Below are 24,669 nucleotides of genomic sequence, written 5' to 3'. Positions count from 1 at the left end.
AGGATGCGGCCATCCTTTATGACATGACCGTTACCGCCGCTCCGGTCACACAGCCGGAAAGGACCAAATCCAGCGGACTGCTTCTCGCGATCATCCTCGTCGGGCAGTTCCTGGCCATCCTGAATGTCAACATCGTCAACGTGGCCACCCCCACCATCGAGGCCGACCTGCGCTCATCAGGCGCCGGGCTGCAGATGATCGTGGCCGGTTACACCATTGTCTATGCCGTCCTTTTGATCACCGGAGCCAGGGTCGGGGACCTGTTCGGCTACCGCCGGGCGTTCCTGATCGGGCTGGCCCTGTTCAACTTGACCACCTTGGGCGCCGGGCTGGCGCCGGACACCGGCTCGCTGGTCGCCTTCCGCTTCGCGCAGGGCGCCGGGGCCGCGATGATGATGCCCCAGGTGATGACGCTGATCCAGCGCAACTACACCGGCGCCGCCCGCGGGCGGGCGCTCGGCCTGTGGTCGGCGGTGGTCAGCGGCGGGATCGTGGTCGGGCAGGCGCTCGGCGGGATCCTGCTCGGGCTCGGCGCCGGATGGCGGATCGTGTTCCTGGTGCTGGTCCCGATCGGTGTGGTGCTGTGGATCGCCGGGGTCCGCGTGCTGCCCGCCGACCAGGGCGGCGGCAAGGCCGGATTGGACCCGTGGGGACTCCTCAGCCTTTCCGCCGCGGTGTTGCTGCTGGTCGTTCCGCTGGTGCTGGGGCGGGACCTGCACTGGCCGGCGTGGGGCTGGGCTTCGATGGCGTTGAGCGTGGTGGTGTTCGGAGCCTTCGTCCGCATCGAACGGTGGGTGACCAGCCGCGGCGGGCGGCCGCTGGTGGACGCCAGGGTGCTGCGGGCGCCCGGCATGCGGCCCGGGTTGATGGTGCTGCTGTTCGGGCCCGCCACCTGGGGCGCGTTCCTGTTCACCTCGGCGCTGCACCTGCAGGGCGAGCTACACCTGACGCCGCTGGCCTCCGGCATGATGCTGGTGCCGTGCGCGCTGGCCTTCGCCCTTGTCGGGCTGGGGTGGCCGCGGCTTCCCGCCCGGCTGCAGCGCTCGCTGGTGCCCTACGGGTACGTGGTGGCCGCGCCGGCCTACTTCGGGTTGGGGCTCGCCTCGGGGGGTGGCCTGCCGTACGCGATCCTGAGCGCGCTCATCGGGGCGGGGCTCGGGGTGCAGATCGCGGTGACGAACATGGCGACCCAGCAGGTCGAGTCCGAGTACGCGGCGGACGCCAGCGGCGCGCTGCTGACCGTGATGCAACTCGGCCAGGTCATCGGCGTGGCCACCGTGGGAACGCTGTTCATCTCCCTGAGCTCGGCACACACCGGTTCAGCCTCGATGACCACCGCGTCGGCCCTGGCCCTCCTCGCCGTCCTGGCAGGCATCAGCGCAATCTTCCTGATCCGCCGCCGCGCCTGAAAACACCGCCCGCCCGCGGCCACCCTCGGGTGCCGCGGGCTGCGCCGTCATCTGACCCAGGGCCACGTCCAGGGGAGGCTCACGACCGCCGCGACGATCATGCCGGCCACCGCCTCCGCCCACACGTGCGCGTGGAACCACCGCCACGCCCGCCGCAACCAGGATCCCCAGCCTGTCGCCGGCCCGGCGCAGTGCTGCTGGACCTGCTGCACCACGGCCTCGAGCAGTTCCCGGGGAACGGATCCGTAGGCGCGCACCCGGACCTGTCTGGGCCGGGACTCGCCGCTCACTTCGAGGAGGAATTCGTCGCGCTTGCATTTGATCGCCCATTGCCTGGCGCGCCTGTCCTTGAACGCCGCCCGCAGGCTGTTGTGCGCGATCTCGTCCACCCCGTCGATCCCGACGACGAACGAACGGGGCTCTTTTTTGAGGTCGAACACAAGGTCAACGCCGAGCAGGCATCTCTTCAACGCCTTGCTGTCGGACATCACCCAGTGTTCGTTGAATGACATGAACGGGGAACTCATGCCAACTCCTTGTCGCGAAGATTTCACTCTTCGTATGGCATGAGGGCGTGGGTCGTGGAAACCTCTTAGCTTGGGCGGTCACGCCCGCATGGAGACACCCCGCCGGATCATCTTGATCATCATGGCGCCGGGTGCAAGGATGAGAACCCTTCGACGCTCGAATTGGACCGCGAGCCGAAGTGTGATGAAAGAGGCTGTCACAAGCCTTCTGGAGGGCGGCCCTGACCGGTGTCCACAAACACCTCGGGGCCGTTCTTTATGCGCCGGCCGCCAGAGCGGCCAGGTCGAACTCGCCGTCGCGAGCGCCCGCGACGAACGCGGCCCACTCCTCCGGGGTGAACACCAGGACGGGGCCGTCCTGCTGCTTGGAGTCACGGAGCGCAACGTTGCCGTCCGCGAGGCTGGCGACCTCGACACAGGCCGACGATCCGTTACAGAAGCGGCTCTTGCGCCAAGCCGCCGCCGTGCTGTCGATGTGCATTTTCTCCCCAAATGGGCGAAGGGGCACCGTTGCCCCTTTCAGGTATCCGTCTTCAACGACGCCACATCATGGCCTTGCGCTGGATGAGGACGCGTGACTCGTCCTCGTCGAGCGCTTCGGATCTGATGTGGTCGAAGGCTGTCTCGTATCCAGCCACCAGTGCGAGGTCTTCGACGAATTGAGCGTTGTACAACTGCTCCAGGTATACAACATCGTCGAAATCCTTGAACCTCAGATGGATAAACGCGCCGGTGTTGACCGGATGGAGTGATTCCAGCGGCAACACACGCACGCTCACCTGCGGCAACAGCGATGCCTCGATGAGATGTTCCATCTGCTCGCGCATGACCGAGGGCTCGCCGAAACGACGCATCAGAGCTGACTCCTCCACCACGGCCTGAAAGGCCGGAGGGTCGGGTCGCCTGATGACTCGCTGCTGCCGGTCGAGGCGGGCCTCGACCCTGCTGCGGACACCGCTGTGCGTGATACGCACGATGCCGCGAGTGGCCAGGATGACCTCTCGCGCATATGCCTCGGTCTGCAGGAGGCCCGGCACCACCTGGGGTTCCCAGTGTCGATGAAGGATGGCCTCCGCCTCCAACCCGAGGAATCTTGTGTATTCCTCCGGCAGAGCGTCTTCGTAATCTTCCCACCAGCCCCGTTGATCCGCATCCCGCAACAGGCTGAAGAGTTCCTCAAGCTTCTCGTCGTCGACCTTGTAGAGCTTCCCCATCGCCTTGATGTCGTCGACGGCCGGCATCGTCTTGGCGGACTCGATCCGGCTGATCTTGCTGGCGGACCATCCCAACGACCGCGCGGCCGACGCGCCGGTCAGCTTCCTGCGCTCGCGGAGGAGACGCAACTCCAGGCCCAGCCTGAGTCTGCGAACCGTCGGGCTGCCCTGCACTGATTGCACCGTCCACTCTCCTCGTCGGGAATGAAGGTGTAGCGGGAAAGGGTCGTTTCGAGCCCGGGATTGTGGGCCGTTCCGCTCAATCTTACACTGCAACTTGCACGAGCAGTGCCGCTTGGGCTTGCTTCAAAGCTTCCACGGAGAGACCGTGACAGGCAAGCAAGCCTTCGGCGAGAACCACTGGTTCCCGGATTCCCTCCCGTCTCGTGCGCCTCCGACAGTTCTCGTGCAAGTTGCATATGTAGATGCATCGCAAACGGGCGGGCAAGGTGCGAAGAAAACTAAATCTTCTCTTGCTCAGACTATTGCAGCATCATCGACCCGGGTAGACGATCGAGGCCTGGAGGGAGAGGAGGCCGTGATGACACGGAACCCGGCTCTCCCGATCACGATCGCGAGCGGCCTTACGGGCCGCACCCCCGGCAGCGTCGCCGTTCCCGATAAGAGGAGCTACCCCAGGGAGGCCGCTTGCCGGAAGGACATCGCACGTCACTGAACGCTCATCCGAGCACGAAAAAGCCGGACCGAAGCCGGTCGCTCCGTCGTCGCACGAAGGGCTGCCACCCTGCGACGCCGGTGACCCGGGATCGGTCCGGCAGAAGAAGCCACCTCGAGTAATGCCGCGAAAGGGGTCTTCTATGTACTCACAAGGTACCAAGGGACTCAGCCGAATCAAGTCCCGGATCCGGGAACTCATCGCATGGGCCGACCGCGAACTCTGCGCCGAGGAGGACGAGTTCGCATACCGGCGCGGCTGGACCGTATCGAAGGCGGGATTCGGGGCTCGCCGTTATCGCGATCCCCGCTTTGACCAGCTCAAAATCGGTCCCCGCGTCCCCGAGGAGGTGTCCTGAAATGTCGCCGAGAAACCCGCGTAACCAGATTTACCCGGCGAACGAGGACCTCCCCGGCGCCGGCCGTACCGGGCTGCTGGGCAGGCTCTGGCGGATCCGCACCGAGCTTGTGCTCATCGGCGGCCTGACACTGTTCACGATGACCGCGCTGGCCGCCACCCAGCAGGGCAGATGGATCCCGTTCATCATGCTCACCAGCGCGGTCTCGGTCCCCGCGGTGACCAGGATCGGCCGTAACTGGGTCGTGGCCCACTTCTGGTGCGTGGTGTCCAGGCACCGCCTGCAACGCACCTGCCTGGAGACGACGATGCACACCAGAGCCGGACGCATCCCGCTGGTGCTCTGGATCACGCCCACGACGACCGGCGAGAAGGCGCTCATCCTCACCAGGGCGGGCATCTGCGCCGAGGAGTTCGAGGCCTACGCCGAGGAGATCGCGGCCGCCTGCTGGGCCAGGAGCGTCAACGTCTACCGCCACCGCAGACGCGCTCACCTGCTGATCGTCGAGATCGTCCGCAGGGACGAGGCCCCCGGGGCCACCTCACCCGGCCTCGACCGGCTCTACGGCCGCCGCTCCTGGATGTCGCTCAGATCCGACATCGAGGAGCCGCCCGATCTGCGGACCAGAGTCCTGCTGAAGCAGATCGGCTGAGACCTGGGGCGCGTCCGGCACACAACCGCGGACCCGCCCCAGAGCAAGCCCCGGAGAACGCGGGGGCTCCGGGGCTTCCAAGCTTCCCCTTTCTTGTACGGCAAGCCGCCGCCGCCCGCCGTCGTGTCCTCGTCTTCCTCCCGTACGGCAAGCCGCCGCCCCCGGCCGCCCGCCGTCGCGACTTGAGGGCCCGCGCCCGGCGCTTCGCGGTACGGCGGAAAAGGCGCTTCACTATTGCGGGTCCGCCGTACAAGATGAGTTCAGCCGACGAACTCAGGAGTGGCGATGACGTCGACCGTCCACCGGACCTGTCCCCTGTGTGAGGCCGTCTGCGGCCTGACGCTCACCCTGGACGAGGGCGGGCATGTGACCAGCGTCAGGGGCGATCGGGACGACCCGTTCAGCAGGGGCTTCATCTGCCCGAAGGGGGCCAGCCTCGGCAGGCTCGACGAGGACCCCGACCGCCTGCGCAAGCCGCTGATCCGCGAGGGCGACCTGTGGCGCGAGGCGAGCTGGGAGGAGGCCTTCGACACGGTCAGGCAGGCCCTCGGCAGGGTCGCCGACCGCCGGGGCGTCGGCGTCTACCTGGGCAACCCCAACGCCCACAGCATGGCCGGCCAGCTCTACGCCGCCCCGCTGATCAAGTCGCTCGGCACCCGCAACATCTTCAGCGCGAGCACCGCCGACCAGATGCCCAAGCACGTGGCCAGCGGCCTGATGTTCGGCCACCCGCTGGCCGTCCCCGTGCCCGACCTGGACCGCACCGACTACCTGCTGATGCTGGGCGCGAACCCGCTGGAGTCCAACGGCTCGCTGTGCACCGCGCCCGACTTCCCCGGCAGGCTCAAGGCGATCAGGGCGCGCGGCGGCAAGCTGGTCGTGGTCGACCCGCGCCGCACCAGGACCGCCGCGCTGGCCGACGAGCACGTCTTCGTCCGCCCTGGCTCGGACGCCTACCTGCTGTTCGGCCTGGTCCACACGCTGCTCGCCGAGGACCTGGTCGACATCCGCCACGAGGTCAACGGGCTCGACGAGGTCAGGGAGGCCGCCAAGCACTTCCCGCCGGAGGTGGCCGCCCGCCGCACGGGCGTCCCCGCGGAGACGATCGTACGGCTGGCCCGCGAGCTGGCAGGCGCCAGGACGGCGGCCGTCTACGCCAGGATCGGCACGTGCACCGCCGAGTTCGGCACGCTGGCCCAGTGGCTCGTCGACGTGCTGAACGTGCTGACGGGCAACCTGGACCGCCCCGGCGGCGCCATGTTCCCCAAGCCCGCCACGGAGTTCGGCGCGGGCCGCCGGCCGTACACGACGGGGAGGTGGCGCAGCCGCGTGCGAGGCCTGCCCGAGTGCAACGGCGAGTTGCCCGTCGCGACGCTCGCGGACGAGATCGAGACCGAAGGCGAGGGCCAGATCAGGTTCCTGGTGACCGTGGCGGGCAACCCGGTGCTGTCGGCGCCGCACGGGGCCAGGCTGGACCGGGCGTTCGCGACGCTGGACTTCATGGTGAGCGTCGACCCGTACCTCAACGAGACGACCAGGCACGCGAACGTGATCCTGCCGCCACCGCGGATGCTGCAGGCGGGGCACTACGACTTCGCGCTGCTCGGCTTCGCGGTCCGCAACTACGCCAGGTACTCCCCGCCGCTGCTGCCGCTCGCCGACGACCGGCCGTCGGAGGCGCAGATCCTGGCCAGGCTGGCGATGATCGCCTCGGGGCTGGAGGGCGACCTGGACGAGTTCGTGATCGACCAGATGCTCCGCAAGGCCGTGGACACCCCCGGATCAGGGATCGAAGGTCGTGACATATCCGAATTGCGGGAAATCCTCGAGGGCGAGACGGGAGCCGAACGCAGGCTCGACCTGATGCTCAGGCTCGGCCCCTACGGCGAGTGGTCGGGCAAGGGCGAGCTGTCGCTCAAGACGCTGCTGGACAATCCGCACGGCCTGGACCTGGGCGCGCTGCAGCCGCGGCTGGCCGAGGTGCTCAAGACCGCCTCGGGAGTGATCGAGCTGGCCCCGCCGCAGCTCGTCGAGGACGTGCAGCGGCTGCGCGACCGGCTCGAGGAGGAGCCGCCCGACATCGTGCTGATCGGGCGCAGGCACCTGCGTTCCAACAACAGCTGGCTGCACAACGTGCCCCCGCTGGTCGGCGGCAGCAACACCTGCACGCTGCAGATCAACCCGGCCGACGTGGCCAGGCTCGGGCTCGACGGCCACGCCGTGGTCCGCTCGGCCACCGGCGAGGTCACGGTGCCGCTCGAACCGACCGACACGATCATGCCGGGGGTGGTCAGCCTGCCGCACGGCTGGGGCCACGGCGGCAGCAGCCAGAGCGTGGCGGCCGAGCACGCGGGGGTCAGCGTCAACATCCTGACCGACGAATCGGCCGTGGACGTGCCCTCGGGCAATGCCGTGTTCAACGGCGTTCCGGTCAGCATTTTGCCAACCGGTGTGATCACCGCACATTAGGGTGTCGCGCGTGACTATCGCGCCAGAAGAGGACCGCCTGAACACCCAGATCGCCTTCGCCGTAGAGATCGACAAGTTGAAGCGGGTCATCCGCCGCAATCTCCTGATGGACGGCTCGCGCCGGGAGAACGACGCAGAGCATTCCTGGTATCTGGGCATGCTGGCCTTGGTCCTGGGCGAGCACGCCCCACCGGGGACCGACCTGCAGCGGGTGGTCGCGATGGTGCTGGTGCACGATCTGGTGGAGATCGACGCGGGCGACACCTTCATCTACGATCCGAGCCTGGTGGCCGCCCAGGAGGAGGCGGAGCGGGCGGCGGCCGAGCGGATCTTCGGGCTGCTGCCCGAGAACCAGGCCGCCGAGCTGCGAGAACTGTGGGCGGAGTTCGAGGCCAGGCAGACGCAGGAGGCCCGCTTCGCCAAGGCGCTCGACAGGTTCGCGCCGATCCTGGCCAACCACCACACCGACGGCGGCACGTGGAGCCAGTTCAAGGTCCGGGCCTCGCAGGTGCTGGAGAAGGTGCAGATCATCGAGGAGGGCTCGCCGTCGCTCGGCGCCTACGCCCGCGAGCTGGTCCAGCAGTCGGTCGCGCGGGGTCACCTGTCCGAGTGACGCGGTTGTGTCCCGGGTAGGTGACTTGTCGTGAAAGAGACTGTACGAGCGACACGTCGTCACTTGCGGCGTTTCGTGGGGCCGGTCGGGCTGACCGACCGGCTCGAGAAATCCAAGGCCTTCGACGGGCCGATCCGGGTGCTGGCCAGGGCGGTCCGTTCGAAGCTCCCCCGGGGCCGCATCCGCGACTTCCTGTACGGCGTGCCCACCGGAAAGCCGCTGCACCCGCCGCTGGCCACGGTGAGCCTGGGTCTCTGGGTCTCCTCGACGGTGCTCGACTTCTCCGACACCGATCCCCGGGCGGCCCGGGTGCTGCTCGCCGCCGGGATCGCCTCGGCGGCCCCCACCGCCGCGGCAGGACTCACCGACTGGTCCTCCCTCCACCGCGAGCAGCAGCGCGTCGGGTTCGTGCACCTGCTGGCCAACCTGAGCGCGCTCGGCCTGTACTCCGCCTCGCTGGTCTCCCGGCTGAACGGCGGGCGGGGCCGGGCGCTGTCGCTGGCGGGGCTCGGCGCGGCCACGGTCGGCGGCTACCTGGGCGGGATCCTGGCCTACCGGCAGGCGGCCGGCGCCAACCACGCTCCCCAGGTCGCCCACCTCGTGCCGCTGGGCTGGCACGACCTGTGCCCGATCAAGGACCTGCCCGAGGGGCGGCCGGTGGCCAGGCGGCTCGGCTACATCCAGCTGTTCGTGCTGCGGACCGGCGACGGGGTCACGGTGCTGGCCGACCGCTGCCCGCACCTGGCGGGCCCGCTCCACCAGGGCACGCTGGTCGTGGAGAACGGCGAGGCCTGCGTGGTGTGCCCGTGGCACGGCAGCACGTTCCGGCTGGCCGACGGATCGGTCAAGCACGGCCCCGCGACCGCCCCCGCCCCCTGCTTCGAGACCCGGGTCCGGCGCGACGGCACCATCCAGGTGCGCCCGGGCTTGACCTGAACTTCGCTTCAGGTTCTAGCGTCGGGGTATGAGCAAGATTCTTGTGACCGGCGCCACGGGAAATGTCGGCAAGCACGTTTTCTCCACCCTGGCCGAGGCGGGTCTGGACGTCCGCGCGCTGGCGAGGAACCCCTCGAAGGTGCCCGGCGAAGCCGTACAAGGTGATCTCACCGACCCCGCGAGCATCGACGGCGCGCTCAAGGACGTCGAGAGCGTCTTCCTGGTCTGGCCCGGTTTCGAGGCAGGCGCCGCGGCCCCGGTGATCGAGCGGATCGCCCGGCATGCCCGCCGCGTCGTCTACCTGTCGGCGAACGGGACCTCTTTCCACCAGGACGTCGAGCAATTGATCAGGCGCTCGGGACTGAGCTGGACGTTCCTGCGTCCCGGCGGGTTCGCCGCGAACACGCTGGCGTGGGCCGCGCAGATCCGCGAGGGGGTGGTGCGCTGGCCGTACGGGCAGGCCAAGCGGTCGCTGATCCACGAGAAGGACATCGCGGCCGTGGCCGTGCACACCCTCACCTCGGCAGGGCACGGCGGCGCGGCCTACGAGCTGAGCGGCCCGGCGGTGATCAGCCAGGAGGACCAGGTGCGGACCATCGGCGAGGTGATCGGCAGGCAGGTGCGCTGGGAGGACCTGTCCCCCGAGGTCGCCCGCGAGCACCTGCTGGCCGCCTGGGGCGACCCCGGCTTCGTCGAGGCCGCGCTGGAGGGCTGGAAGGCCTTCGTCACCTCACCCGAGCAGGTGACCGAGACCGTCGAGCGCCTGCTGGGCAGGCCGGCGCTCACGTTCCGCCGGTGGGCGGAGGATCACGCGGGCGACCTCCGCTGATTCTCGTCGGCGGGATGTTCGACCAGGGCCAGGATGCGGCTGGACATGAAACGCGCGGTGCGGACCGAGGTACCGCTGCGTGTGACCTCGCTCACCTCGACCAGCCCGCGTCGTGTGGTCACCTCGACACGCCGACCGGCGCGAGTGGCGACGACCTCGTAGGTGCGCGGGGAGCCGCCCGCGTCGATGACGATCTCCACGCGATCACCCTTCATGTCCAGATTTATACCCAGAAAGGCGGATATTTATCCGTACACCAGTTTGATAATCGCGACGACGCCGACGGCCACGATGACGCCGCGCAGCAGGGGCGCGGGGATCCTGCGGCCGATCCTGGCGCCCAGGACCCCGCCCACGGCGGCGCCCACCGCCACGGCCAGCACCGCCCACCAGTTCACCGGCGCGATCAGGATGAACAGCACGGCCGCCACCCCGTTCACGACCAGCGCCAGCACGTTCTTGGCACCGTTGACGCGTTGCAGCGGCTCGTCGAGGAAACTGCCGAGCAGGCCGATGAGCAGCACGCCCTGCGCCGCGCCGAAGTAACCGCCGTAGATGCCGGCCCCGAGCACGCCCAGCCACAGCCCCACCCCGCCGTGCGTCTTGTGCGGCGACCTCAGCCACCCGTTCAGCTTCGGCTGCACCAGCACGAGCACGCAGGAGATCCCGATCAGGACGGGCACCACGTAGTGGAACACCTTGGGGTCAAGGAACAGCAGCAGCACGCCGCCGATCAGCGATCCCAGCGCCGAGGCGGCGCCCAGCCTGAGCAGCCGCTCCCGCTGCCCCTCGAGCTCGGCGCGGTAGCCGTACGCCCCGGTGAAGGAGCCGGGGACGAGCCCGATGTTGTTGGACACGTTCGCGGAGATGGGGTCGAGCCCGACCGCCACCAGCGTGGGGAAGGTGATCAACGACCCGGACCCGACGACCGCGTTGATCCCGCCCGCCAACACACCCGCGGCGACAACCGCGACCGCTTCCCAAGGACCCATGGGGCAAGACCCTAGGGGACGCGATTTTCGAGATCTTGTACGGCTACCGCTCTTGGGAATCCTTGGGCGGGGAGAACAGGCCGCCGAGGTTCTCCAGGGCCTTGCCCATCTCCGACGGGATGATCCAGATCTTGTTGGCGTCGCCCTTGGCGATCTCCGGCAGGGTCTGCAGGTACTGGTAGGCAAGCAGCCGCTGGTCGGGGTTGCCCTCGTGGATGGCCTTGAACACCATGCCGATCGCGTCCGCCTGCCCCTTGGCCCGCATGGCGGCCGCCTCCGCCTCGGCCTGTGCCCGCAGCACCGCGGCCTCCGCCTCGCCGCGGGCGCGCAGGACGGCGGCCTGCTTCTCACCCTCGGCCGCCAGGATGGCCGCCTGCCGCTGCCCCTCGGCCGTCAGCACCGCGGCCCGCTTGTCGCGGTCGGCGCGCATCTGCTTCTCCATCGAGTCCTGGATGGAGGTGGGCGGGTCGATGGCCTTGAGCTCGACCCTGTTGACCCGGATGCCCCACTTGCCGGTCGCCTCGTCGAGCACCCCGCGCAGCTCGGTGTTGATCTCCTCGCGGGAGGTCAGCGTGCGCTCCAGGTCCATGCCGCCGACGACGTTCCGCAGCGTGGTCACGGTCAGCTGCTCGACGCCGACCAGGAAGTTGGCGATCTCGTAGGTGGCGGCCTTGGGGTTGGTGACCTGGAAGTAGATGACGGTGTCGATGGAGACGACCAGATTGTCGGAGGTGATCACCGGCTGGGGCGGGAACGAGACCACCTGCTCGCGCAGGTCGATCATGTCCTTGATCCGGTCGATGAACGGCATGACCAGGTTGAGCCCGGGATCCAGCGTGCGGTGGTAGCGGCCGAGGCGCTCGATGATGGCGGCCGTGGCCTGCGGGATGATGCGGACCGTCCTGACGACACCGAAGACGACCGCGGCGACCACGACGAGGGCGACGATGAGCTGCGCGGTGGTCATGGCTTCACTCCGGAGTCGCGGGGGCCCGACATCCGAAATGATATTTGCTTTTCTCCCGTAGCGGCCGGTAACCGAACAAAAGCGATCTAGTACGCCCTGGCGTACCAGCGCCCCTCAGCGTTGCGCTCGAGCGTCAACGGCACCCCGAACGTGCGTGACAGGTTGTCGGGCGTCATCACGTGCTCCAGCGGCCCTTGGGCCACCACCGAGCCGTGCCGCAGCAGCAGCCCGTGGGTGAAGCCGACCGGCACCTCCTCCACGTGATGCGTGACGAGCACCAGCGTGGGCGAGCGGTAGTCGCCGGCGAGCAGCGAGAGCCGCCGCACCAGGTCTTCACGGCCGCCCAGGTCGAGCCCGGCGGCAGGCTCGTCGAGCAGCAGCATCTCGGGGTCCGGCATGAGCGCCCTGGCGATCTGCACCCGCTTGCGCTCGCCCTCCGACAGCGTGCCGAACCGGCGGCGGATCAGATGAGCCGCGCCCATCATGTCGATCAACTCGACGGCCCTGGTGACGTCGTTGGAGTCGTACTCCTCGGTCCACCGGCCCATGATCGCGTACGAGGCGGTGAGAACCAGGTCGATGACCTTCTCCTCCGGCGGGATCTTCTCGGCCAGCGCGGCGCTCGCCAGCCCGATCCTCGGCCGCAGGTCGAAGACGTCGGCCTGACCCAGCCGCTCGCCCAGCACCTCGACCTCGCCCTCGCTCGGATACAGCAGCGTGGCGGCCACCTGCAGCAGCGTGGTCTTGCCCGCGCCGTTGGGACCGACGACGACCCATCGCTCGTCCTCGTTGACCGTCCAGTCGATGCCGCGCAGCAAGGCCGCCCCGTCGCGCCTGACGGCGACGTCCTGGAGCCGCAGCACCTGACCACCCATCCCCGAACCTCCCTTGCGACCGCTGGGAACAAACCTATTGCAGGGAGAGCGCTTATCGTGGATCGGTGCCCTCTGAATCACCCATATCCCCCGCCCTGGTCGCCTGGGGGAACGCCTGGCTCCGCGGTCACACCGGCCTCGACGAGGCCGTTGACCAGGTGGAGGCCGCCTGCGGCCCCACCGTCGCGGGCGAGGTGCCGTTGCGCCGCTACCTGGCGGACCTGCGCGCGGCCGGCCTCACCGAACTCCGCCTGGCGCTCCCGGCTCCCGGCGACCCCCTGGGCCTGTCCGGCCCGCCCGCCTTCAACTCGGCCGCCGTCGACGCCGGGGAGGCGGTGATCGCCGTGCTCGCCGACTCGTGCGTGGGGTTGGTGCCCGAGCCTGACGTGCGCGGCTCGTCCTACGTCGGCGTACGGCTGGCCGTACACGAGTCGGGACCCGTGCGGCAGGACCTACCGTCGCTGGCCGAGGCCGAGCGGGAGCTCTCGGCCACCATGCGCTCGGCCACCGAGGCCCTGGCCGGGGTGGACGGGCCCGTCCAGGCTCGTCCTGGCCGCCTCGAGGGCGGAGAGCTGGCTCCCGGCTACCCGGGGCGCGCCCACCGGGTTGCGCAGCTGGCGGGCAGGCTGGCCGCGGTGGTGCGGCTGGCCGACGAGCGCGGACTGACCTCGGGCCAGATCGCCGCCCGCGGCGAGGCGCTGCGCGAGCTCGACCGCGCGGTCCGCAGGGCCCTGGTGGCCGCCCACCACTCGATCTTCGAGCCGGCTACGCCAGACCGTGCCTGACCGCGTACAGGGCCGCCTGGGTGCGGTCCTGGACGCCCAGCTTCATCAGCACGTTGGACACGTGGGTCTTCACGGTCTTCTCCGCCACGGACAGGGCCCTGGCGATCTCCCTGTTGGAGCGGCCCGCCGCGATCAACGTGAGCACCTCGCGCTCGCGTTCGGTCAGCGGCGCGGGGTTCGGCACGGCGGGCGCGGGGCCGTTGCCGCCCATCATGGCCTCGGCCGCCTCGGGGGCGAGCAGCACCTGCCCGCCGTGCACCGCCCGGACGGCCTGCACCAGCGCGGGCGGGTCGACGTCCTTGTACAGGAACCCGGAGGCGCCCGCGCGCATCGCGGGACCCACGTCGGAACGGTCGCTCACCGAGGTCAGCACCACGATCCTGGTGGCCGTGCCGGAGAGCCTGCCGAGGGCGCCGAGGCCGTCGAGCACCGGCATCTTGAGGTCGAGCAGCAGCACGTCGGGCTTCAGCTCTCCGACCAGCTCCACGGCCTGGGCGCCGTCGCTCGCCTCGCCCACGACCTCGAGGTCGTCCTGCAGGTCGAGGAAGGTCCGCAGGCCCTGCCGCACCACGGGATGATCGTCGGCGATCACGATCCTGATCATCAGACACCCACCTCCAGGCGAACCATCGTCCCCGCGCCGGGGGACGAGCCGACAGTCATCGCTCCGCCCACGGATTCCGCCCTGTCACGCATCGAGATCAACCCGAGCCCGCGGCTGTCGGCCTGCTCGAAGCCCCTGCCGTCGTCGGTGATCGTGAGGGCGAGCTTGCCGCCCTCGTAGGCCAGCCGTACCTCCACGTGCGAGGCGCCGGAGTGGCGCAGCGCGTTGTGCAGCGCCTCCTGCGCCACCCTGAGCACCACGACCTCGATCTCCGGGTCGAGCGGCGGCAGCTCGTCGAACTCGAAGCTCACCTGCGAGGGGTAGAGCCGGTCGAGCATCCGCACGTGCTTGCGCAGTGTCTCGGCCAGCCCGTGCCTGTCGAGCTCGGCCGGGCGCAGCTCGACGATCACCGCGCGCAGCTCGGCCAGCGCCTCCCCGGCCAGCTTCTGCACCCGCTCCAGCTCCGCCTCGGCCTTGTCCGGGCTGCTCTTCAGCATCGCCGAGGCCGCCTGCGCGGTCAGCCGCAGCGAGAACAGCTTCTGGGTGACCGCGTCGTGCAGCTCGCGGGCCATCCGGTTGCGCTCCTCCAGCATGGCCAGCTCGCGGCCGCGTTCGTAGAGCCGGGCGTTGATGAGGGCGATCGCGGCGTGCGCGGCGAACAGCGTGAGCAGCTCCTGGTCCTCCTGGGTGAAGCCGCCGGGCGTGCGCTTGTTGGCCAGGAAGATGATGCCGAGCACCTGCTCGCCGTCGCGGATCGGGACGCCGAGGAAGTCCTTCATCACCGGGTGCGCCTTCGGCCACCAGCCGAAGCGGGGATCCTTGCGCACGTCGGCCAGCCGGGCGGGCACGCCCTCCTGGAGCATCGCGGCGAGCATGCCGTGCTGGCGGGGCAGCGGGCCGATGGCGTCCCACTGCTTGTCGGTGATGCCCTCGGCGACGAACTCGGCGAAGGACCCGTCCTCGTCGGGCACGCCGAGCGCCGCGTACCGGGCGTCCAGCAGCCGCTGCGCCGAACGCACGATGACCTGCAGCACCTCGCGCACCGACAGGTGGCGGGTGACGGCGAGCACGGCCGAGCTGACGGCCTGCAGGATCTCGTCTCGATCGGGCGTCACGGACCCACTCTATGGTCCTAGGTCCAAGTGCCCAGACCTGCAGCCCGATGTGCCTTTCCGCCGCCGTTCGTAGCTTCGAGACATGACGAACACCGCACTCATCACCGGCGCCTCCCGCGGTCTCGGCCTCGCCTTGGCGAGGTCGATGGCGGCTGCGGGCTGGAACCTCGTGCTCACCGCCCGCGGGGCGGAGGATCTGCGGCGCGTCGCGTCTGAGCTGGGCGCCACGGCGATCCCTGGCGACGTGACCGAGGCCGCCCACATAGAACGGCTGGCCGACGCGGTGCCCGAGCTGGACCTGCTGGTGAACAACGCCGGCGACCTGGGCGTGACCCCGCTGCCCAAGCTGGCCGGATACCCCCTCGAGGCCTTCAGGGTGGTGCTGGAGACCAACGTGACCGCGCCGCTGGCGCTCATCCAGGCCACGCTGCCCGCGCTGCGCGCCAGGCGCGGGGCGATCGTGAACATCACCTCCGACGCCGCGACCGTCGCCTACGAGGGCTGGGGCGGGTACGGCGCCACGAAGGCGGCGCTCGAGCAGCTGTCCAACGTGCTGTCGGCCGAGGAGCCCGACCTGGCGGTCTGGTGGGTGGACCCGGGCGAGATGCACACCAGGATGCTGGCCGACGCGGTCGGCGCCGAGGAGGCCGCGCAGGCCGCCGACCCAGCCAAGGTGGCGGCGGCGCTGTACGACCTGGTCAGGGCGCGGCCCGCGAGCGGCAGGGTGAGCCTGCAATGACCGCAGCCCTGGACTTCGCGCTGCCGGACACGCTGTCGGCGCACGAGCCGCCCCCGGTCAGGGACGGGGTGCGCCTCCTGGTGTCCGACGGCGAACGCGAACCCACGCACCACCGTTTCCGCGACCTGCCGGAGCTGCTCCAACCCGGCGACCTGCTGGTGGTCAACAACTCCGCCACGATTCCCGCGGCGATCCGGCTCGACCGGCTGTCCGTGCACTTCTCCACGGCGCGGGAGGACGGGACGTGGCTGGTCGAGCTGCGCCGCCGTACGGCCAAGGCCTCCGAGCCGTATCACGGCGGCGAAGCGGGCGAGTGGCTGCCGCTGCCGGGCGGCGCCACGCTGCGGCTGCTCGCGCGGGAGACGCCCCGGCTGTGGCGGGCCTCCCTCGACCAGGACGTCCTGAAATATCTCGACAAGTACGGCGTGCCGATCCGGTACTCCTACGTGCGCCGCGACTGGCCGCTGGGCGAGTACCAGACGGTGTTCGGCACCGTGCCCGGCAGCGCCGAGATGCCCAGCGCCGCGCGTCCCTTCACCGCGGACCTGGTGACCGCCCTGGTGGCCAGGGGCATCGGGATCGCGCCGATCACCCTGCACACCGGGGTCGCCTCGCCGGAGAAGGACGAGCCGCCCTACGCCGAGTGGTACGAGGTCCCCGACTGGACCAGGCGCCAGGTGGAGCACGCAGGGCGGGTGATCGCGGTGGGCACCACGGTGGTCCGCGCGCTGGAAACCGTGGCACACGGCGGGCCCTCCTCCGGATGGACCACCCACCTCGTCACCCCTTCCGCCGGTGTCCGTGTGGTCGACGGATTGATCACCGGGTTGCACGAGCCGCGCTCCACCCACCTGATGATGCTGTCGGCTATCGCCGGCGAACCCGCCCTGACCAGGGGCTACGAGGCGGCACTGCGGGAGGGCTACCTCTGGCACGAGTTCGGCGACTCCCACTTGATCCTGGGGTCGGCTGCACGCGCATAGGACGGGGCACAGTAGCGTGACCTGATGTGGACCAGCGCACGCTCCTGATCACGCTCACCGGCCCCGATCGACCCGGTGTCACCTCGCGCCTGTTCTCCGTCCTGTCCGGGTTCCCGGTCAACGTGGCCGACATCGAGCAGGTCGTCATCCGGGGCAGGCTGACCCTGGGCGTGCTCGTGGCCTACGCGGGCGGCCCGTCCACCGGCACGGGCAGCACGCTCGGCGCCATGTGGACCGCGGTCGAGCGGGTCGCGGAAGACCTCGGGATGGAGGTGGAGCTGTCGACCGGGTCGCAGACCAAGGAGCAGCGCCGCCGCGGCCGCCTGTCGGTCAGCGTGCTCGGCAGCACGCTGTCGCCCGCCTCGGTCGCGGGGATCGCCGGGCGGATCGCCGCCGCCGGCGCCAACATCGACCGCATCGAGCGCCTGGCGCAGTGGCCGGTGACCTGCATCGAGATGTCGGTCTCCGGCGCCGACCCGACCGCGCTGCGCACCGAGCTGGTGGCCGAGGCCGCCGCCCACCAGGTCGACGTGGCCGTCCAGCGCACGGGCCTGTCGCGCAGGGCCAAGCGGCTGGTCGTGATGGACGTCGACTCCACGCTGATCCAGGGTGAGGTCATCGAGCTGCTCGCGGCGCACGCGGGATGCCTGGAGGAGGTCGCCAGGGTCACCGAGGAGGCCATGCGCGGCGAGCTGGACTTCGCCGAGTCGCTGCGCCGCCGGGTGGCGCTGCTGAAGGGCCTGCCCGCCGAGGTGTTCGAGCAGGTGCGCCAGGAGGTCGTGCTCACCCCTGGCGCCCGCACGCTGGTGCGCACGCTCAAGCGGCTCGACTACCACTTCGCCATCGTCAGCGGCGGCTTCACCCAGATCACCGACGCCCTGGTCGAGGAGCTGGGCATCGACTACTCGGCGGCGAACCTGCTCGAGGTCGTCGACGGCAAGCTCACCGGCAAGGTGCTCGGCGAGATCGTCGACCGGCCGGGCAAGGCCCGCGCCCTCGAACGCTTCGCCCAGGAGGCCCGGGTGCCGATCAGCCAGACCGTGGCGATCGGCGACGGCGCCAACGACCTGGACATGATCGCGGCGGCCGGGCTCGGCATCGCCTTCAACGCCAAGCCCGTCGTACGGCAGGCCGCCGACACCGCCGTCAACACGCCCTACCTGGACTCGATCCTCTACCTGCTCGGCATCTCCCGCGACGAGGTCGAGGCGGCCGACGCCGAGGACGGCGTCCTCACCGGGTGACCGCCTGGGCCAGGGCCAGGGCGTCCTTGCTCAGCGACTTCAGCGCCGGGCGGACCGTGACCGCGTGCCGCAGTTGCCTGCGCACCGCGCTCGGCTCGCCCGCCGCCGCCACCTCCATCAGCGAGGTCACCTCACCGGCCAGCTCCGACAGCCCCGCCTCGAGCTCGTCGGCCTCGGGCGGCTCCTTGTCGTCCCGTACGGCCTGGGCCACCGTGGCCAGCCGGTCCGCCACCGCGTCGAGCACCGCCGCCGTGGCGTCGAGCCCGATCTCCGACCCGCGCAGCACGGCCGAGACCAGGATGGCGTCGTCCCGCACCTGCCGGGCGAGCGTGACCGCCTCGCGCAGGTCCGGCGGAGCGCTGCCGCCGGGCTCCTTCTCCAGCCGGTCGAGCGACTCCGACAGCCGGTCGGCCGCCTGCCCCGCCGTCTCGGTCAGCTCGGGGACCCGGTCGAGCTCCCGCTCGGCCAGCGCCCGCACCAGCACGCCGTGCTCGCGCAGCAGGTCCACGATGAGCCCGTGGATCTTGCTCTTCTCGCCTCGGGGCCACAGCACCCGCGCGGCCACCAGCGCCAGCGCACCGCCCGCCACCGTGAGCGCCAGCCGCACCGCGGCGGCCTTCCAGTCCAGCCGGGTTCCGAAGTCGGCCAGCAGCATCGCCAGCGGCGTCGCGAACACCGACCAGTAGGCGTAGCTGACCTGCCGCAGCGCGAACCCGAGCGTGGCGAAGACCAGCACGGTCCCCACGATCGTGTACGGCCCCGGCACCACGGCCAGGATCACCGCCGCCACCGAGGCGCCCACCATGGTGCCCGCCACCCGCAGCACCACCCGGTCGACCGTGTCGCCGTAGGTGGAGCGCAGGGCCAGCATCACGGTGAACACGAACCACTTGCCGTAGTGCTCGTGGAACCCCACCATCAGCGCCATCGCGACCGCCGCGGCGATGCCCAGCCTGCCGGCGTGCTCGGGCTCCTCTGCGCCCAGCTTCCACGAGAAGCGCGGCAGCCGGGCGGGCGCCCTGACCCCGTCGGTGGCCAGCAGCCCGACCGTGCGCACGGCCACCGCGATCCGGTCCAGGCACCGCCGTACCTGCCCGAGAACGGCGATCCTGCGCAGCGAGGCGGGATCGGCACGCTGCCGGGCCCGCAGCCCCGAGATCCACTCGGCGAAGGCCGCCGTCTGCGTCAGGGCCGCGCGGACCCTGGTCGGGTCGCGCAGCGCCGCCGACAGGGCGGACACCACCTTGTCGATCTCGGCCTGGTCCTGGACCGCCTCGGCCCGCAGCACGCGCAGCGCGACACTCTCGTGGAAGATCCGCACCAGGGTCTGCACGAAGGCGTCGGCAGAGCGCGTCCTGTCATCAGTGCTGTGGAAGGCGGCCGAGGCGGTCTCGGCGGCGTCCAGCGCCTTCGAACCGTGCTCGCGACGCTCGACCCACTCATCCTCGGGCAGCGCCAGGCCCTCCAGCATGCCCCCGACCGCCTCGACGGCCTCGTTGAGCGCGTCCTTGAGCGGATCGAGCCTGCGGAAGGGCCACAGCGCCAGCGCCAGCAGGCAGAACACCAGCCCGCCGAGCGCCATCTGCAGCGGCGGCCCAGGACTGGCGGGCAGGCCCGCGTAGAACCCGACGACCGTGGCGAGCACCGGCGGCATCCCGACCAGCCGCCACTGTCCCCCGGCCGCAGCCACCAGGCCCACCACGGCGACGCCCACCCACGGCCAGGGCGCCACCAGCAGCCCCAGCCAGCAGCCCGCCGCGATCAGCACCAGCTTCACCACGAGCGCCCGTGCCCGGGTCCCGTAAGGCTTGCCGTACAGGTCGCCGAAAGCGGTGAAATAGGCGCCCAGGGCCACGAAGACGCCCATGAGCGGCTGCCGGGTCAGCGCCCCCAGCAGGAGCGGCGACGCGATCGCCACCGCGCACAGCAGGCCGTAGCCCCACGGCGGGCGCGCGGGCAGCGAGAAGCCACGTCGCAGCGCGAGCGCGGCCCCCCGCATGGGCTTCTCCCGATGTGTCTAGACCCCCTTGGGATCCCAGCGCGTCGCCAGGCGTCCCTCCCCTGGCCAGAGATCTACCCACGCCGAATCAACCTCGATCACCGCAAATGCGCCCGGTCTGAACGGGTACTCGCCGCCCCCCAGCCCGATCGCCAGCTCGTGGACGGCCGGATTGTGGCCGCACAGCACCACCGTGTCGAGCCCGGGATCGGTCCCCCTGACCAGCTCGAGCAGGTCCTCGGCGTAGGCCTGGTAGATCTCGGTCTCGAAACTGATCGGCCCTCCGGGGAAGGCCAGCTCGGCCGTCTGCCTGGTGCGCACCGACGGCGAACACAGCACCAGGTCGGGCTGCAGCCCCAGGCCGCGGATCTCGTCCCCCGCCCGCCTGGCGTCCGACTCGCCCCGCTCGGTCAGCGGACGCTCCCGGTCGTCCATCCCCGGCACATGCACGGCCTTCGCATGCCGGAACACGATGAGCCTGCGCACGCCGTCACCCACCCTTCGACGCCCAGATGGCGAGCGCGACGATCGCAGCCAGGATCACCAGCATCGCCAGGAGGATGAGCGCCAGCGTCTTGCCGCCGGACGGCGGCCTGTCTTCCATCCGCCCAGTCTCCCATCGCCACCCGCCCCCTACGAAGGTGCATGCTCTTGCGCGGCGCGCCCGCTTGATGAGCGCTCTTGTACGGCATGCCGCCGCCACCGCCCCACGTCCCGCCGCCCCGACGCCATCCCACCACTCCGGCGCCCTGTCCGGCGGCGAGGCGGGACCCCTCGCGCCACGATGACGGAGCGCCGTGACGGCGGGGAAGGATCCCCGACTCGCCGGAAGCGCCGGGCGCGGGCCCTGAGCCGAAGTGCGGCGGGCGGCCGGTTGGGGCGGCTCGCCGTACAGGCCGAACCCGCCGCAACGTGCCGAGGCTCTCGCTGTAGGCAGAAACTCCCCCGGGAAAGAAAACGCCCGCCCTGGCGCGAGGCGAGGGCGGGCGTTTCCGGGATGGTTACGACGCGACCGGAGCGTGCTCGCGGTTGTTGTCGTTGGCGGGCTCGACCGCGGCCGAGCGGCGCTTGGAGATGACGATGGCGCCCACGACGACCGCCACCGCGACGACGGTGACGGCGATGCGGACCGTCGGGTTGCCGGCGTACAGGACGACGGCGGGGGCCACCAGCAGGGCGACCAGGTTCATCACCTTGATCAGCGGGTTGATGGCCGGGCCGGCGGTGTCCTTGAACGGGTCGCCGACCGTGTCGCCGATGACCGTGGCGGCGTGGGCCTCGGAGCCCTTGCCGCCGAAGTGGCCGTCCTCGACGAGCTTCTTGGCGTTGTCCCAGGCGCCGCCGGAGTTGGCCAGGAAGACCGCCATCAGCGTGCCGCACGCGATCGCGCCCGCGAGGAACGCGCCGAGCGAGGGGTAGCCGAGGGCGAAGCCGACCGCGATCGGCGTCATGACCGCGAGCAGACCGGGCGTGGCCAGCTCGCGGAGCGAGTCGCGGGTGCAGATGTCGACGACGCGGCCGTACTCGGGCGTCTCCGTGCCGTCCATGATGCCGGGCTTGTTGCGGAACTGGTCGCGGACCTCGAACACCACCCGCATCGCGGCGCGCCCCACGGCCATGATCGCCAGGCCGGAGAACAGGAACACCACCGCGGCGCCGATGATCAGTCCGACGAGCACGTTGGGCTGGTCGATGCTGAGGCTGAAGGTCGCGAACGAGCCGAGCGCGTCCTTGACCCCCGTGGCGGCTGCCGCCAGCTCGCCCTCGACCGCGGTGCGGAAGGCGCCGAACAGCGCGGTCGCCGCCAGCACGGCCGTGGCGATCGCGATGCCCTTGGTGATGGCCTTGGTGGTGTTGCCGACCGCGTCCAGGCTGGTGAGCACCCGGGCGCCCTCGCCCTCGACGTCGCCCGACATCTCGGCGATGCCCTGCGCGTTGTCGGAGACCGGGCCGAAGGTGTCCATGGACACGATGACGCCGACCGTGGTCAGCAGGCCGGTGCCCGCCAGCGCGACCGCGAACAGCGCGATCGTCACGTTCCCGAAGCCGAGCAGGAACGCGCCGTAGACCGCGCCGCCGATGATGAGCGCCGAGTAGACCGCCGACTCCAGGCCGACGCTGATGCCGGACAGGATGACCGTCGCGGCGCCGGTGACCGAGCTCTCGGCGATCTCCTTCACCGGGCGCCGGTTGGTCTCGGTGAAGTAGCCGGTGAGCAGCTGGATGGCGCTGGCCAGGACCAGGCCGATGAGCACCGCGCCGATCGCGATCAGGCGGGGGCTGGCGGTCGACTGCACGGTGGACCCGGTCAGGCCGCCGAAGCTGTCGGGCAGGTACCAGAACGCGGCACCCGCCACCAGCACCGCGGAGATCGCGGCCGAGATGAAGAAGCTGCGGTTGATGGCCGCCATCCCATTGCGGTCCTTGTCGCGCAGGCGGGTGACGAAGATCCCGATGATCGCGGTGAGCACACCGATCATCGGGACGATCAGCGGGAAGATCAGACCCTGCTCGCCGAAGGCCACCTTGCCCAGGATGAGGCTGGCGACCAGCATGACGGCGTACGACTCGAACAGGTCGGCGGCCATGCCCGCGCAGTCGCCGACGTTGTCGCCCACGTTGTCGGCGATGGTCGCCGCGTTGCGCGGGTCGTCCTCAGGGATGCCCTGCTCAACCTTGCCGACCAGGTCGGCGCCGACGTCGGCGGCCTTGGTGAAGATGCCGCCGCCGACTCGCATGAACATCGCGAGCAGCGCCGCGCCGAAGCCGAAGCCCTCGAGCACGCTCGGGGCGTTGCCACGGTAGATCAGGACGACGACCGCGGCGCCCAGCAGGCCGAGGCCCACGGTGAACATGCCGGCCACGCCGCCCGTACGGAAGGCGATCCGCATCGCCCGCTTCTCGCCGGACTCGCGGGCCGCGGCGGCGACGCGGACGTTGCCCCGCACCGCCAGCCACATACCCGTGAACCCGGTCAGCGCGGAGAACACCGCGCCCACCACGAAGAAGATCGAGCGGCCGATGCGGATATCGGTCTCGCCCGGTAGCAGGAGCAAGAGGAAGGGGATCAGGACGACGAAGATCGCCAGTGTGCGGAACTGCCGCGCCAGATACGCGGAGGCTCCTTCCTGGACGGCCCGGGCGATGTTCTGCATGCGCTCGGTGCCTTGGTCGGCGGCCAGCACCTCGCGCACCAGGCCGCCGGCAACGGCGAGGGCGATGAGGGCGACCGCGGCGACCACGATCACGATGGTGAGATTGTTTCCACTCAGAGCCAGATTGGGCGCCGGCGTCATCGCCAGCAAGTGCCTAAACATCCGTTCTCCTCGGCAAGACTGGTACGTCCTGCCCGGTGGTGCTGCGAATGTCGGCGGGCGGTGCGGCACCAACCGGGCTGTGGGTGCCGCTTCCAGTTGAGTCCGCAGTTATGCCGGATCACCTTGGCCGGTGCCGGGAGTCTACGCAGGGCATGCGTGGATATGAAGGCTCTGGAGCAGGCCTTTTGGAGGAACGTTCGGTTAAGCCCTGGCTATGGGTGGAATCGCACCCTGACAACCGTAATTTCCCTCGGTTTACGGTCGTGACAACACCTAGTTAGGTGTCGACCGTAAACCGAGGTCGGCAGGCATATGAGCAGCCGCCGGCTTGCCATGGGCCCGAAGGCTCAGACCGGGGCGGGCGCGGCCGGCCAGCTCATGCGGATGCGCATGCCCTTGGGGCTGGGGAAAACCTCCACGTCGTCGGCGAGACCGGCGATAACCGCGATGCCGAAGCCGGACGTGAAGGACTCGGAGAGCAGGGCGAGATCGACGGGCTGCTCGTGGTGGGTCTCGTCGCTAGGAGCCTGGTCGCTGACGATGACCTCGAACCGGCCCGCGTCATCGCGCAGCTCGATCCGGATCGGCTCGCCCGGGCAGTGGGCGCGGTGCGCCTCCACCGCCCGGGAACACGCCTCACCCACGGCGAGCCTGACCTCGTCCAGCAATGACTCCTCAACCCCCGTACGGCGGGCGATCGCCGTGGCCACCAGCCGGGCGGTCCGCACGTGCGCGGGGAGAGCGCTGAACGTCAGCTCGACGGTAGCCATCACTACTTGTCTTTGCCGTGAGCTTCCTTGGCCTCGTCGACCGAAGCGTAGATCCCGAAGACCTTGGTCAGACCGGTGATCCGGAAGATCTTCAGGATGCGCTCCTGCGTGCAGACCAGCTCCAGCGAGCCGTCGTGGGCGCGCACCCGCTTGAGGCCGCCGACCAGCACACCCAGGCCGGTGGAGTCGAGGAAGTCGACCTTCTCCATGTTCACCAGCAGGTGGAAGTTGCCCTTGTTCACCAGGTCGATCAGCAGCTCACGCAATCTCGGCGCGGTGTAGACATCGATCTCACCCTCGACCTCCACGATGGTGAGTCGGTCCTCGTTGTGGTGATCCAGCTTCAGATCCACAGATCCTCCAGCGCCTCGCCTGCGAAAGTACCCTTGCGGGCCTGGCAGTCTGGAGCGGGGCTCCCGACCGTCGGACCCTGACGCGCGGCATTCAACCATGCGTCTGGCTTGTGTCTATACGAAATCACGATTCCCGGCGACTTTGCCCATGGATGCCAGACTGGAAACAGTGACTTCTTCCGCTTCCTCCCCACACCGGCCAGGTCCACTCCTCCGTCACCTGCTCGGCGTTCCCGCACGTCA

24 protein-coding genes are annotated in these 24,669 nt (G+C 70.0%); 10 read left to right on the top strand and 14 right to left on the bottom strand.

What is annotated here, in order from left to right; translation table 11 throughout:
* Positions 1-23 precede the first annotated feature (23 nt).
* Positions 24-1,409 carry an MFS transporter gene (locus KIK09_RS53015; RefSeq protein WP_214327233.1) on the top strand — a complete coding sequence of 462 codons (1,386 nt, stop codon included), beginning with the start codon at positions 24-26 and terminating at the stop codon, positions 1,407-1,409.
* A gap of 47 nt (positions 1,410-1,456) precedes the next feature.
* Here KIK09_RS53015 and KIK09_RS53010 read toward each other — a convergent pair whose 3' ends face one another.
* From KIK09_RS53010 to KIK09_RS53000, 3 genes are all read right to left on the bottom strand, one after another.
* Positions 1,457-1,936, bottom strand: coding sequence for a hypothetical protein (locus tag KIK09_RS53010; protein ID WP_214327232.1), 480 nt, complete (start codon positions 1,934-1,936; stop codon positions 1,457-1,459).
* A gap of 256 nt (positions 1,937-2,192) precedes the next feature.
* Positions 2,193-2,417, bottom strand: a complete 225-nt coding sequence (locus KIK09_RS53005) for a DUF397 domain-containing protein (protein WP_214327231.1) — start codon at positions 2,415-2,417, stop codon at positions 2,193-2,195.
* Between the two features lie 52 nt (positions 2,418-2,469).
* Positions 2,470-3,333: a helix-turn-helix domain-containing protein gene (locus tag KIK09_RS53000; protein WP_214327230.1), complete on the bottom strand. Its 864-nt coding sequence runs from the start codon at positions 3,331-3,333 to the stop codon at positions 2,470-2,472.
* Positions 3,334-4,185: 852 nt separating this feature from the next.
* On the opposite strand from KIK09_RS53000, the gene KIK09_RS52995 reads away from it, so the two are divergent.
* The 5 genes from KIK09_RS52995 (at position 4,186) to KIK09_RS52975 (ending at position 9,683) form a co-directional block, all read left to right on the top strand.
* The gene (locus KIK09_RS52995; RefSeq protein WP_214327229.1) at positions 4,186-4,836 is read left to right on the top strand and encodes a hypothetical protein; all 651 of its coding nucleotides are present in this window, start codon (positions 4,186-4,188) and stop codon (positions 4,834-4,836) included.
* Positions 4,837-5,121: 285 nt separating this feature from the next.
* A complete protein-coding gene (locus tag KIK09_RS52990; protein WP_214327228.1) occupies positions 5,122-7,305 on the top strand; it encodes a molybdopterin-dependent oxidoreductase in 2,184 nt (727 codons plus the stop codon).
* A 1-nt stretch (position 7,306) separates the two neighbouring features.
* On the top strand, positions 7,307-7,918 hold the full coding sequence (locus KIK09_RS52985; protein ID WP_214327227.1) for an HD domain-containing protein: 612 nt from the start codon (positions 7,307-7,309) through the stop codon (positions 7,916-7,918).
* Positions 7,919-7,981: 63 nt separating this feature from the next.
* A complete protein-coding gene (locus KIK09_RS52980) occupies positions 7,982-8,854 on the top strand; it encodes a Rieske (2Fe-2S) protein (RefSeq protein ID WP_214327226.1) in 873 nt (290 codons plus the stop codon).
* 28 nt (positions 8,855-8,882) lie between these two features.
* The gene (locus tag KIK09_RS52975; RefSeq protein ID WP_214327225.1) at positions 8,883-9,683 is read left to right on the top strand and encodes an NAD(P)H-binding protein; all 801 of its coding nucleotides are present in this window, start codon (positions 8,883-8,885) and stop codon (positions 9,681-9,683) included.
* Here the strand turns inward: KIK09_RS52975 and KIK09_RS52970 are convergent.
* The 4 genes from KIK09_RS52970 to KIK09_RS52955 all read right to left on the bottom strand — a co-directional run bounded on the left by KIK09_RS52970 (position 9,662) and on the right by KIK09_RS52955 (position 12,517).
* The gene (locus KIK09_RS52970) at positions 9,662-9,898 is read right to left on the bottom strand and encodes a DUF8836 family protein (protein ID WP_214327224.1); all 237 of its coding nucleotides are present in this window, start codon (positions 9,896-9,898) and stop codon (positions 9,662-9,664) included. The two genes, KIK09_RS52975 and KIK09_RS52970, sit on opposite strands and share 22 nt — an antisense overlap.
* Before the next feature lie 30 nt (positions 9,899-9,928).
* Positions 9,929-10,675, bottom strand: coding sequence for a sulfite exporter TauE/SafE family protein (locus KIK09_RS52965; RefSeq protein ID WP_214327223.1), 747 nt, complete (start codon positions 10,673-10,675; stop codon positions 9,929-9,931).
* Positions 10,676-10,718: 43 nt separating this feature from the next.
* Entirely contained in the window at positions 10,719-11,642 is a 924-nt protein-coding gene (locus KIK09_RS52960) for an SPFH domain-containing protein (protein ID WP_214327222.1), read from the bottom strand.
* An 86-nt stretch (positions 11,643-11,728) separates the two neighbouring features.
* Positions 11,729-12,517 carry an ABC transporter ATP-binding protein gene (locus tag KIK09_RS52955; protein WP_214327221.1) on the bottom strand — a complete coding sequence of 263 codons (789 nt, stop codon included), beginning with the start codon at positions 12,515-12,517 and terminating at the stop codon, positions 11,729-11,731.
* Between the two features lie 65 nt (positions 12,518-12,582).
* On the opposite strand from KIK09_RS52955, the gene KIK09_RS52950 reads away from it, so the two are divergent.
* Entirely contained in the window at positions 12,583-13,302 is a 720-nt protein-coding gene (locus tag KIK09_RS52950; RefSeq protein WP_308164830.1) for an Rv1486c family protein, read from the top strand.
* On the opposite strand, the gene KIK09_RS52945 is transcribed toward KIK09_RS52950, so the two are convergent.
* On the bottom strand, positions 13,283-13,906 hold the full coding sequence (locus tag KIK09_RS52945; RefSeq protein ID WP_250575266.1) for a response regulator: 624 nt from the start codon (positions 13,904-13,906) through the stop codon (positions 13,283-13,285). The genes KIK09_RS52950 and KIK09_RS52945 overlap by 20 nt on opposite strands.
* Positions 13,906-15,021 (bottom strand): GAF domain-containing sensor histidine kinase, encoded by a 1,116-nt coding sequence (locus tag KIK09_RS52940; RefSeq protein WP_214327220.1) that lies wholly within the window; start codon positions 15,019-15,021, stop codon positions 13,906-13,908. Before KIK09_RS52940 ends, KIK09_RS52945 begins: the two co-directional genes overlap by 1 nt.
* Positions 15,022-15,103: 82 nt before the next feature.
* Here KIK09_RS52940 and KIK09_RS52935 point away from each other — a divergent pair, with 82 nt between their 5' ends.
* The 3 genes from KIK09_RS52935 to serB are packed head-to-tail and all read left to right on the top strand — an operon-like array spanning position 15,104 to position 17,987.
* Positions 15,104-15,760, top strand: coding sequence for an SDR family oxidoreductase (locus KIK09_RS52935; RefSeq protein WP_214327219.1), 657 nt, complete (start codon positions 15,104-15,106; stop codon positions 15,758-15,760).
* The gene (locus KIK09_RS52930; RefSeq protein ID WP_214327218.1) at positions 15,757-16,743 is read left to right on the top strand and encodes an S-adenosylmethionine:tRNA ribosyltransferase-isomerase; all 987 of its coding nucleotides are present in this window, start codon (positions 15,757-15,759) and stop codon (positions 16,741-16,743) included. The genes KIK09_RS52935 and KIK09_RS52930 overlap by 4 nt, the downstream gene beginning before the upstream one ends.
* Before the next feature lie 26 nt (positions 16,744-16,769).
* Positions 16,770-17,987 carry a phosphoserine phosphatase SerB gene (serB, locus tag KIK09_RS52925; RefSeq protein WP_214327217.1) on the top strand — a complete coding sequence of 406 codons (1,218 nt, stop codon included), beginning with the start codon at positions 16,770-16,772 and terminating at the stop codon, positions 17,985-17,987.
* Here serB and KIK09_RS52920 read toward each other — a convergent pair.
* The 5 genes from KIK09_RS52920 to KIK09_RS52900 all read right to left on the bottom strand — a co-directional run bounded on the left by KIK09_RS52920 (position 17,977) and on the right by KIK09_RS52900 (position 24,426).
* Positions 17,977-19,986, bottom strand: a complete 2,010-nt coding sequence (locus KIK09_RS52920; RefSeq protein WP_214327216.1) for an FUSC family protein — start codon at positions 19,984-19,986, stop codon at positions 17,977-17,979. The genes serB and KIK09_RS52920 overlap by 11 nt on opposite strands.
* A gap of 18 nt (positions 19,987-20,004) precedes the next feature.
* The gene (locus tag KIK09_RS52915; protein ID WP_308164829.1) at positions 20,005-20,472 is read right to left on the bottom strand and encodes a SixA phosphatase family protein; all 468 of its coding nucleotides are present in this window, start codon (positions 20,470-20,472) and stop codon (positions 20,005-20,007) included.
* Between the two features lie 515 nt (positions 20,473-20,987).
* Positions 20,988-23,303 (bottom strand): sodium-translocating pyrophosphatase, encoded by a 2,316-nt coding sequence (locus tag KIK09_RS52910; protein ID WP_250575265.1) that lies wholly within the window; start codon positions 23,301-23,303, stop codon positions 20,988-20,990.
* A gap of 347 nt (positions 23,304-23,650) precedes the next feature.
* On the bottom strand, positions 23,651-24,073 hold the full coding sequence (locus KIK09_RS52905) for an ATP-binding protein (protein WP_214327215.1): 423 nt from the start codon (positions 24,071-24,073) through the stop codon (positions 23,651-23,653).
* Between the two features lie 2 nt (positions 24,074-24,075).
* Positions 24,076-24,426, bottom strand: a complete 351-nt coding sequence (locus KIK09_RS52900) for an STAS domain-containing protein (protein WP_020542579.1) — start codon at positions 24,424-24,426, stop codon at positions 24,076-24,078.
* Between the last annotated feature and the right edge of the window lie 243 nt (positions 24,427-24,669).

Origin of the sequence: Nonomuraea sediminis, from assembly GCF_018531495.1 — a bacterium.
GTDB classification, from domain to species: Bacteria; Actinomycetota; Actinomycetes; order Streptosporangiales; family Streptosporangiaceae; genus Nonomuraea; species Nonomuraea sediminis.
The sequence above is the reverse complement of the archived record's forward strand: the minus strand, read 5'-3'. Positions and strand labels throughout refer to the sequence as shown.

Coding starts and splice junctions, on each gene's coding strand:
- KIK09_RS52960 (WP_214327222.1), bottom strand. CDS start 11,642: ATGACCACCGCGCAGCTCATCGTCGCCCTCGTCGTGGTCGCCGCGGTC.
- KIK09_RS52930 (WP_214327218.1), top strand. CDS start 15,757: ATGACCGCAGCCCTGGACTTCGCGCTGCCGGACACGCTGTCGGCGCAC.
- KIK09_RS52945 (WP_250575266.1), bottom strand. CDS start 13,906: ATGATCAGGATCGTGATCGCCGACGATCATCCCGTGGTGCGGCAGGGC.
- KIK09_RS52970 (WP_214327224.1), bottom strand. CDS start 9,898: ATGAAGGGTGATCGCGTGGAGATCGTCATCGACGCGGGCGGCTCCCCG.
- KIK09_RS53005 (WP_214327231.1), bottom strand. CDS start 2,417: ATGCACATCGACAGCACGGCGGCGGCTTGGCGCAAGAGCCGCTTCTGT.
- KIK09_RS52975 (WP_214327225.1), top strand. CDS start 8,883: ATGAGCAAGATTCTTGTGACCGGCGCCACGGGAAATGTCGGCAAGCAC.
- KIK09_RS52910 (WP_250575265.1), bottom strand. CDS start 23,303: ATGTTTAGGCACTTGCTGGCGATGACGCCGGCGCCCAATCTGGCTCTG.
- KIK09_RS52965 (WP_214327223.1), bottom strand. CDS start 10,675: ATGGGTCCTTGGGAAGCGGTCGCGGTTGTCGCCGCGGGTGTGTTGGCG.
- KIK09_RS52920 (WP_214327216.1), bottom strand. CDS start 19,986: ATGCGGGGGGCCGCGCTCGCGCTGCGACGTGGCTTCTCGCTGCCCGCG.
- KIK09_RS52990 (WP_214327228.1), top strand. CDS start 5,122: ATGACGTCGACCGTCCACCGGACCTGTCCCCTGTGTGAGGCCGTCTGC.
- KIK09_RS52905 (WP_214327215.1), bottom strand. CDS start 24,073: ATGGCTACCGTCGAGCTGACGTTCAGCGCTCTCCCCGCGCACGTGCGG.
- KIK09_RS52935 (WP_214327219.1), top strand. CDS start 15,104: ATGACGAACACCGCACTCATCACCGGCGCCTCCCGCGGTCTCGGCCTC.
- KIK09_RS52955 (WP_214327221.1), bottom strand. CDS start 12,517: ATGGGTGGTCAGGTGCTGCGGCTCCAGGACGTCGCCGTCAGGCGCGAC.
- KIK09_RS53010 (WP_214327232.1), bottom strand. CDS start 1,936: ATGAGTTCCCCGTTCATGTCATTCAACGAACACTGGGTGATGTCCGAC.
- KIK09_RS53015 (WP_214327233.1), top strand. CDS start 24: ATGACCGTTACCGCCGCTCCGGTCACACAGCCGGAAAGGACCAAATCC.
- KIK09_RS52995 (WP_214327229.1), top strand. CDS start 4,186: ATGTCGCCGAGAAACCCGCGTAACCAGATTTACCCGGCGAACGAGGAC.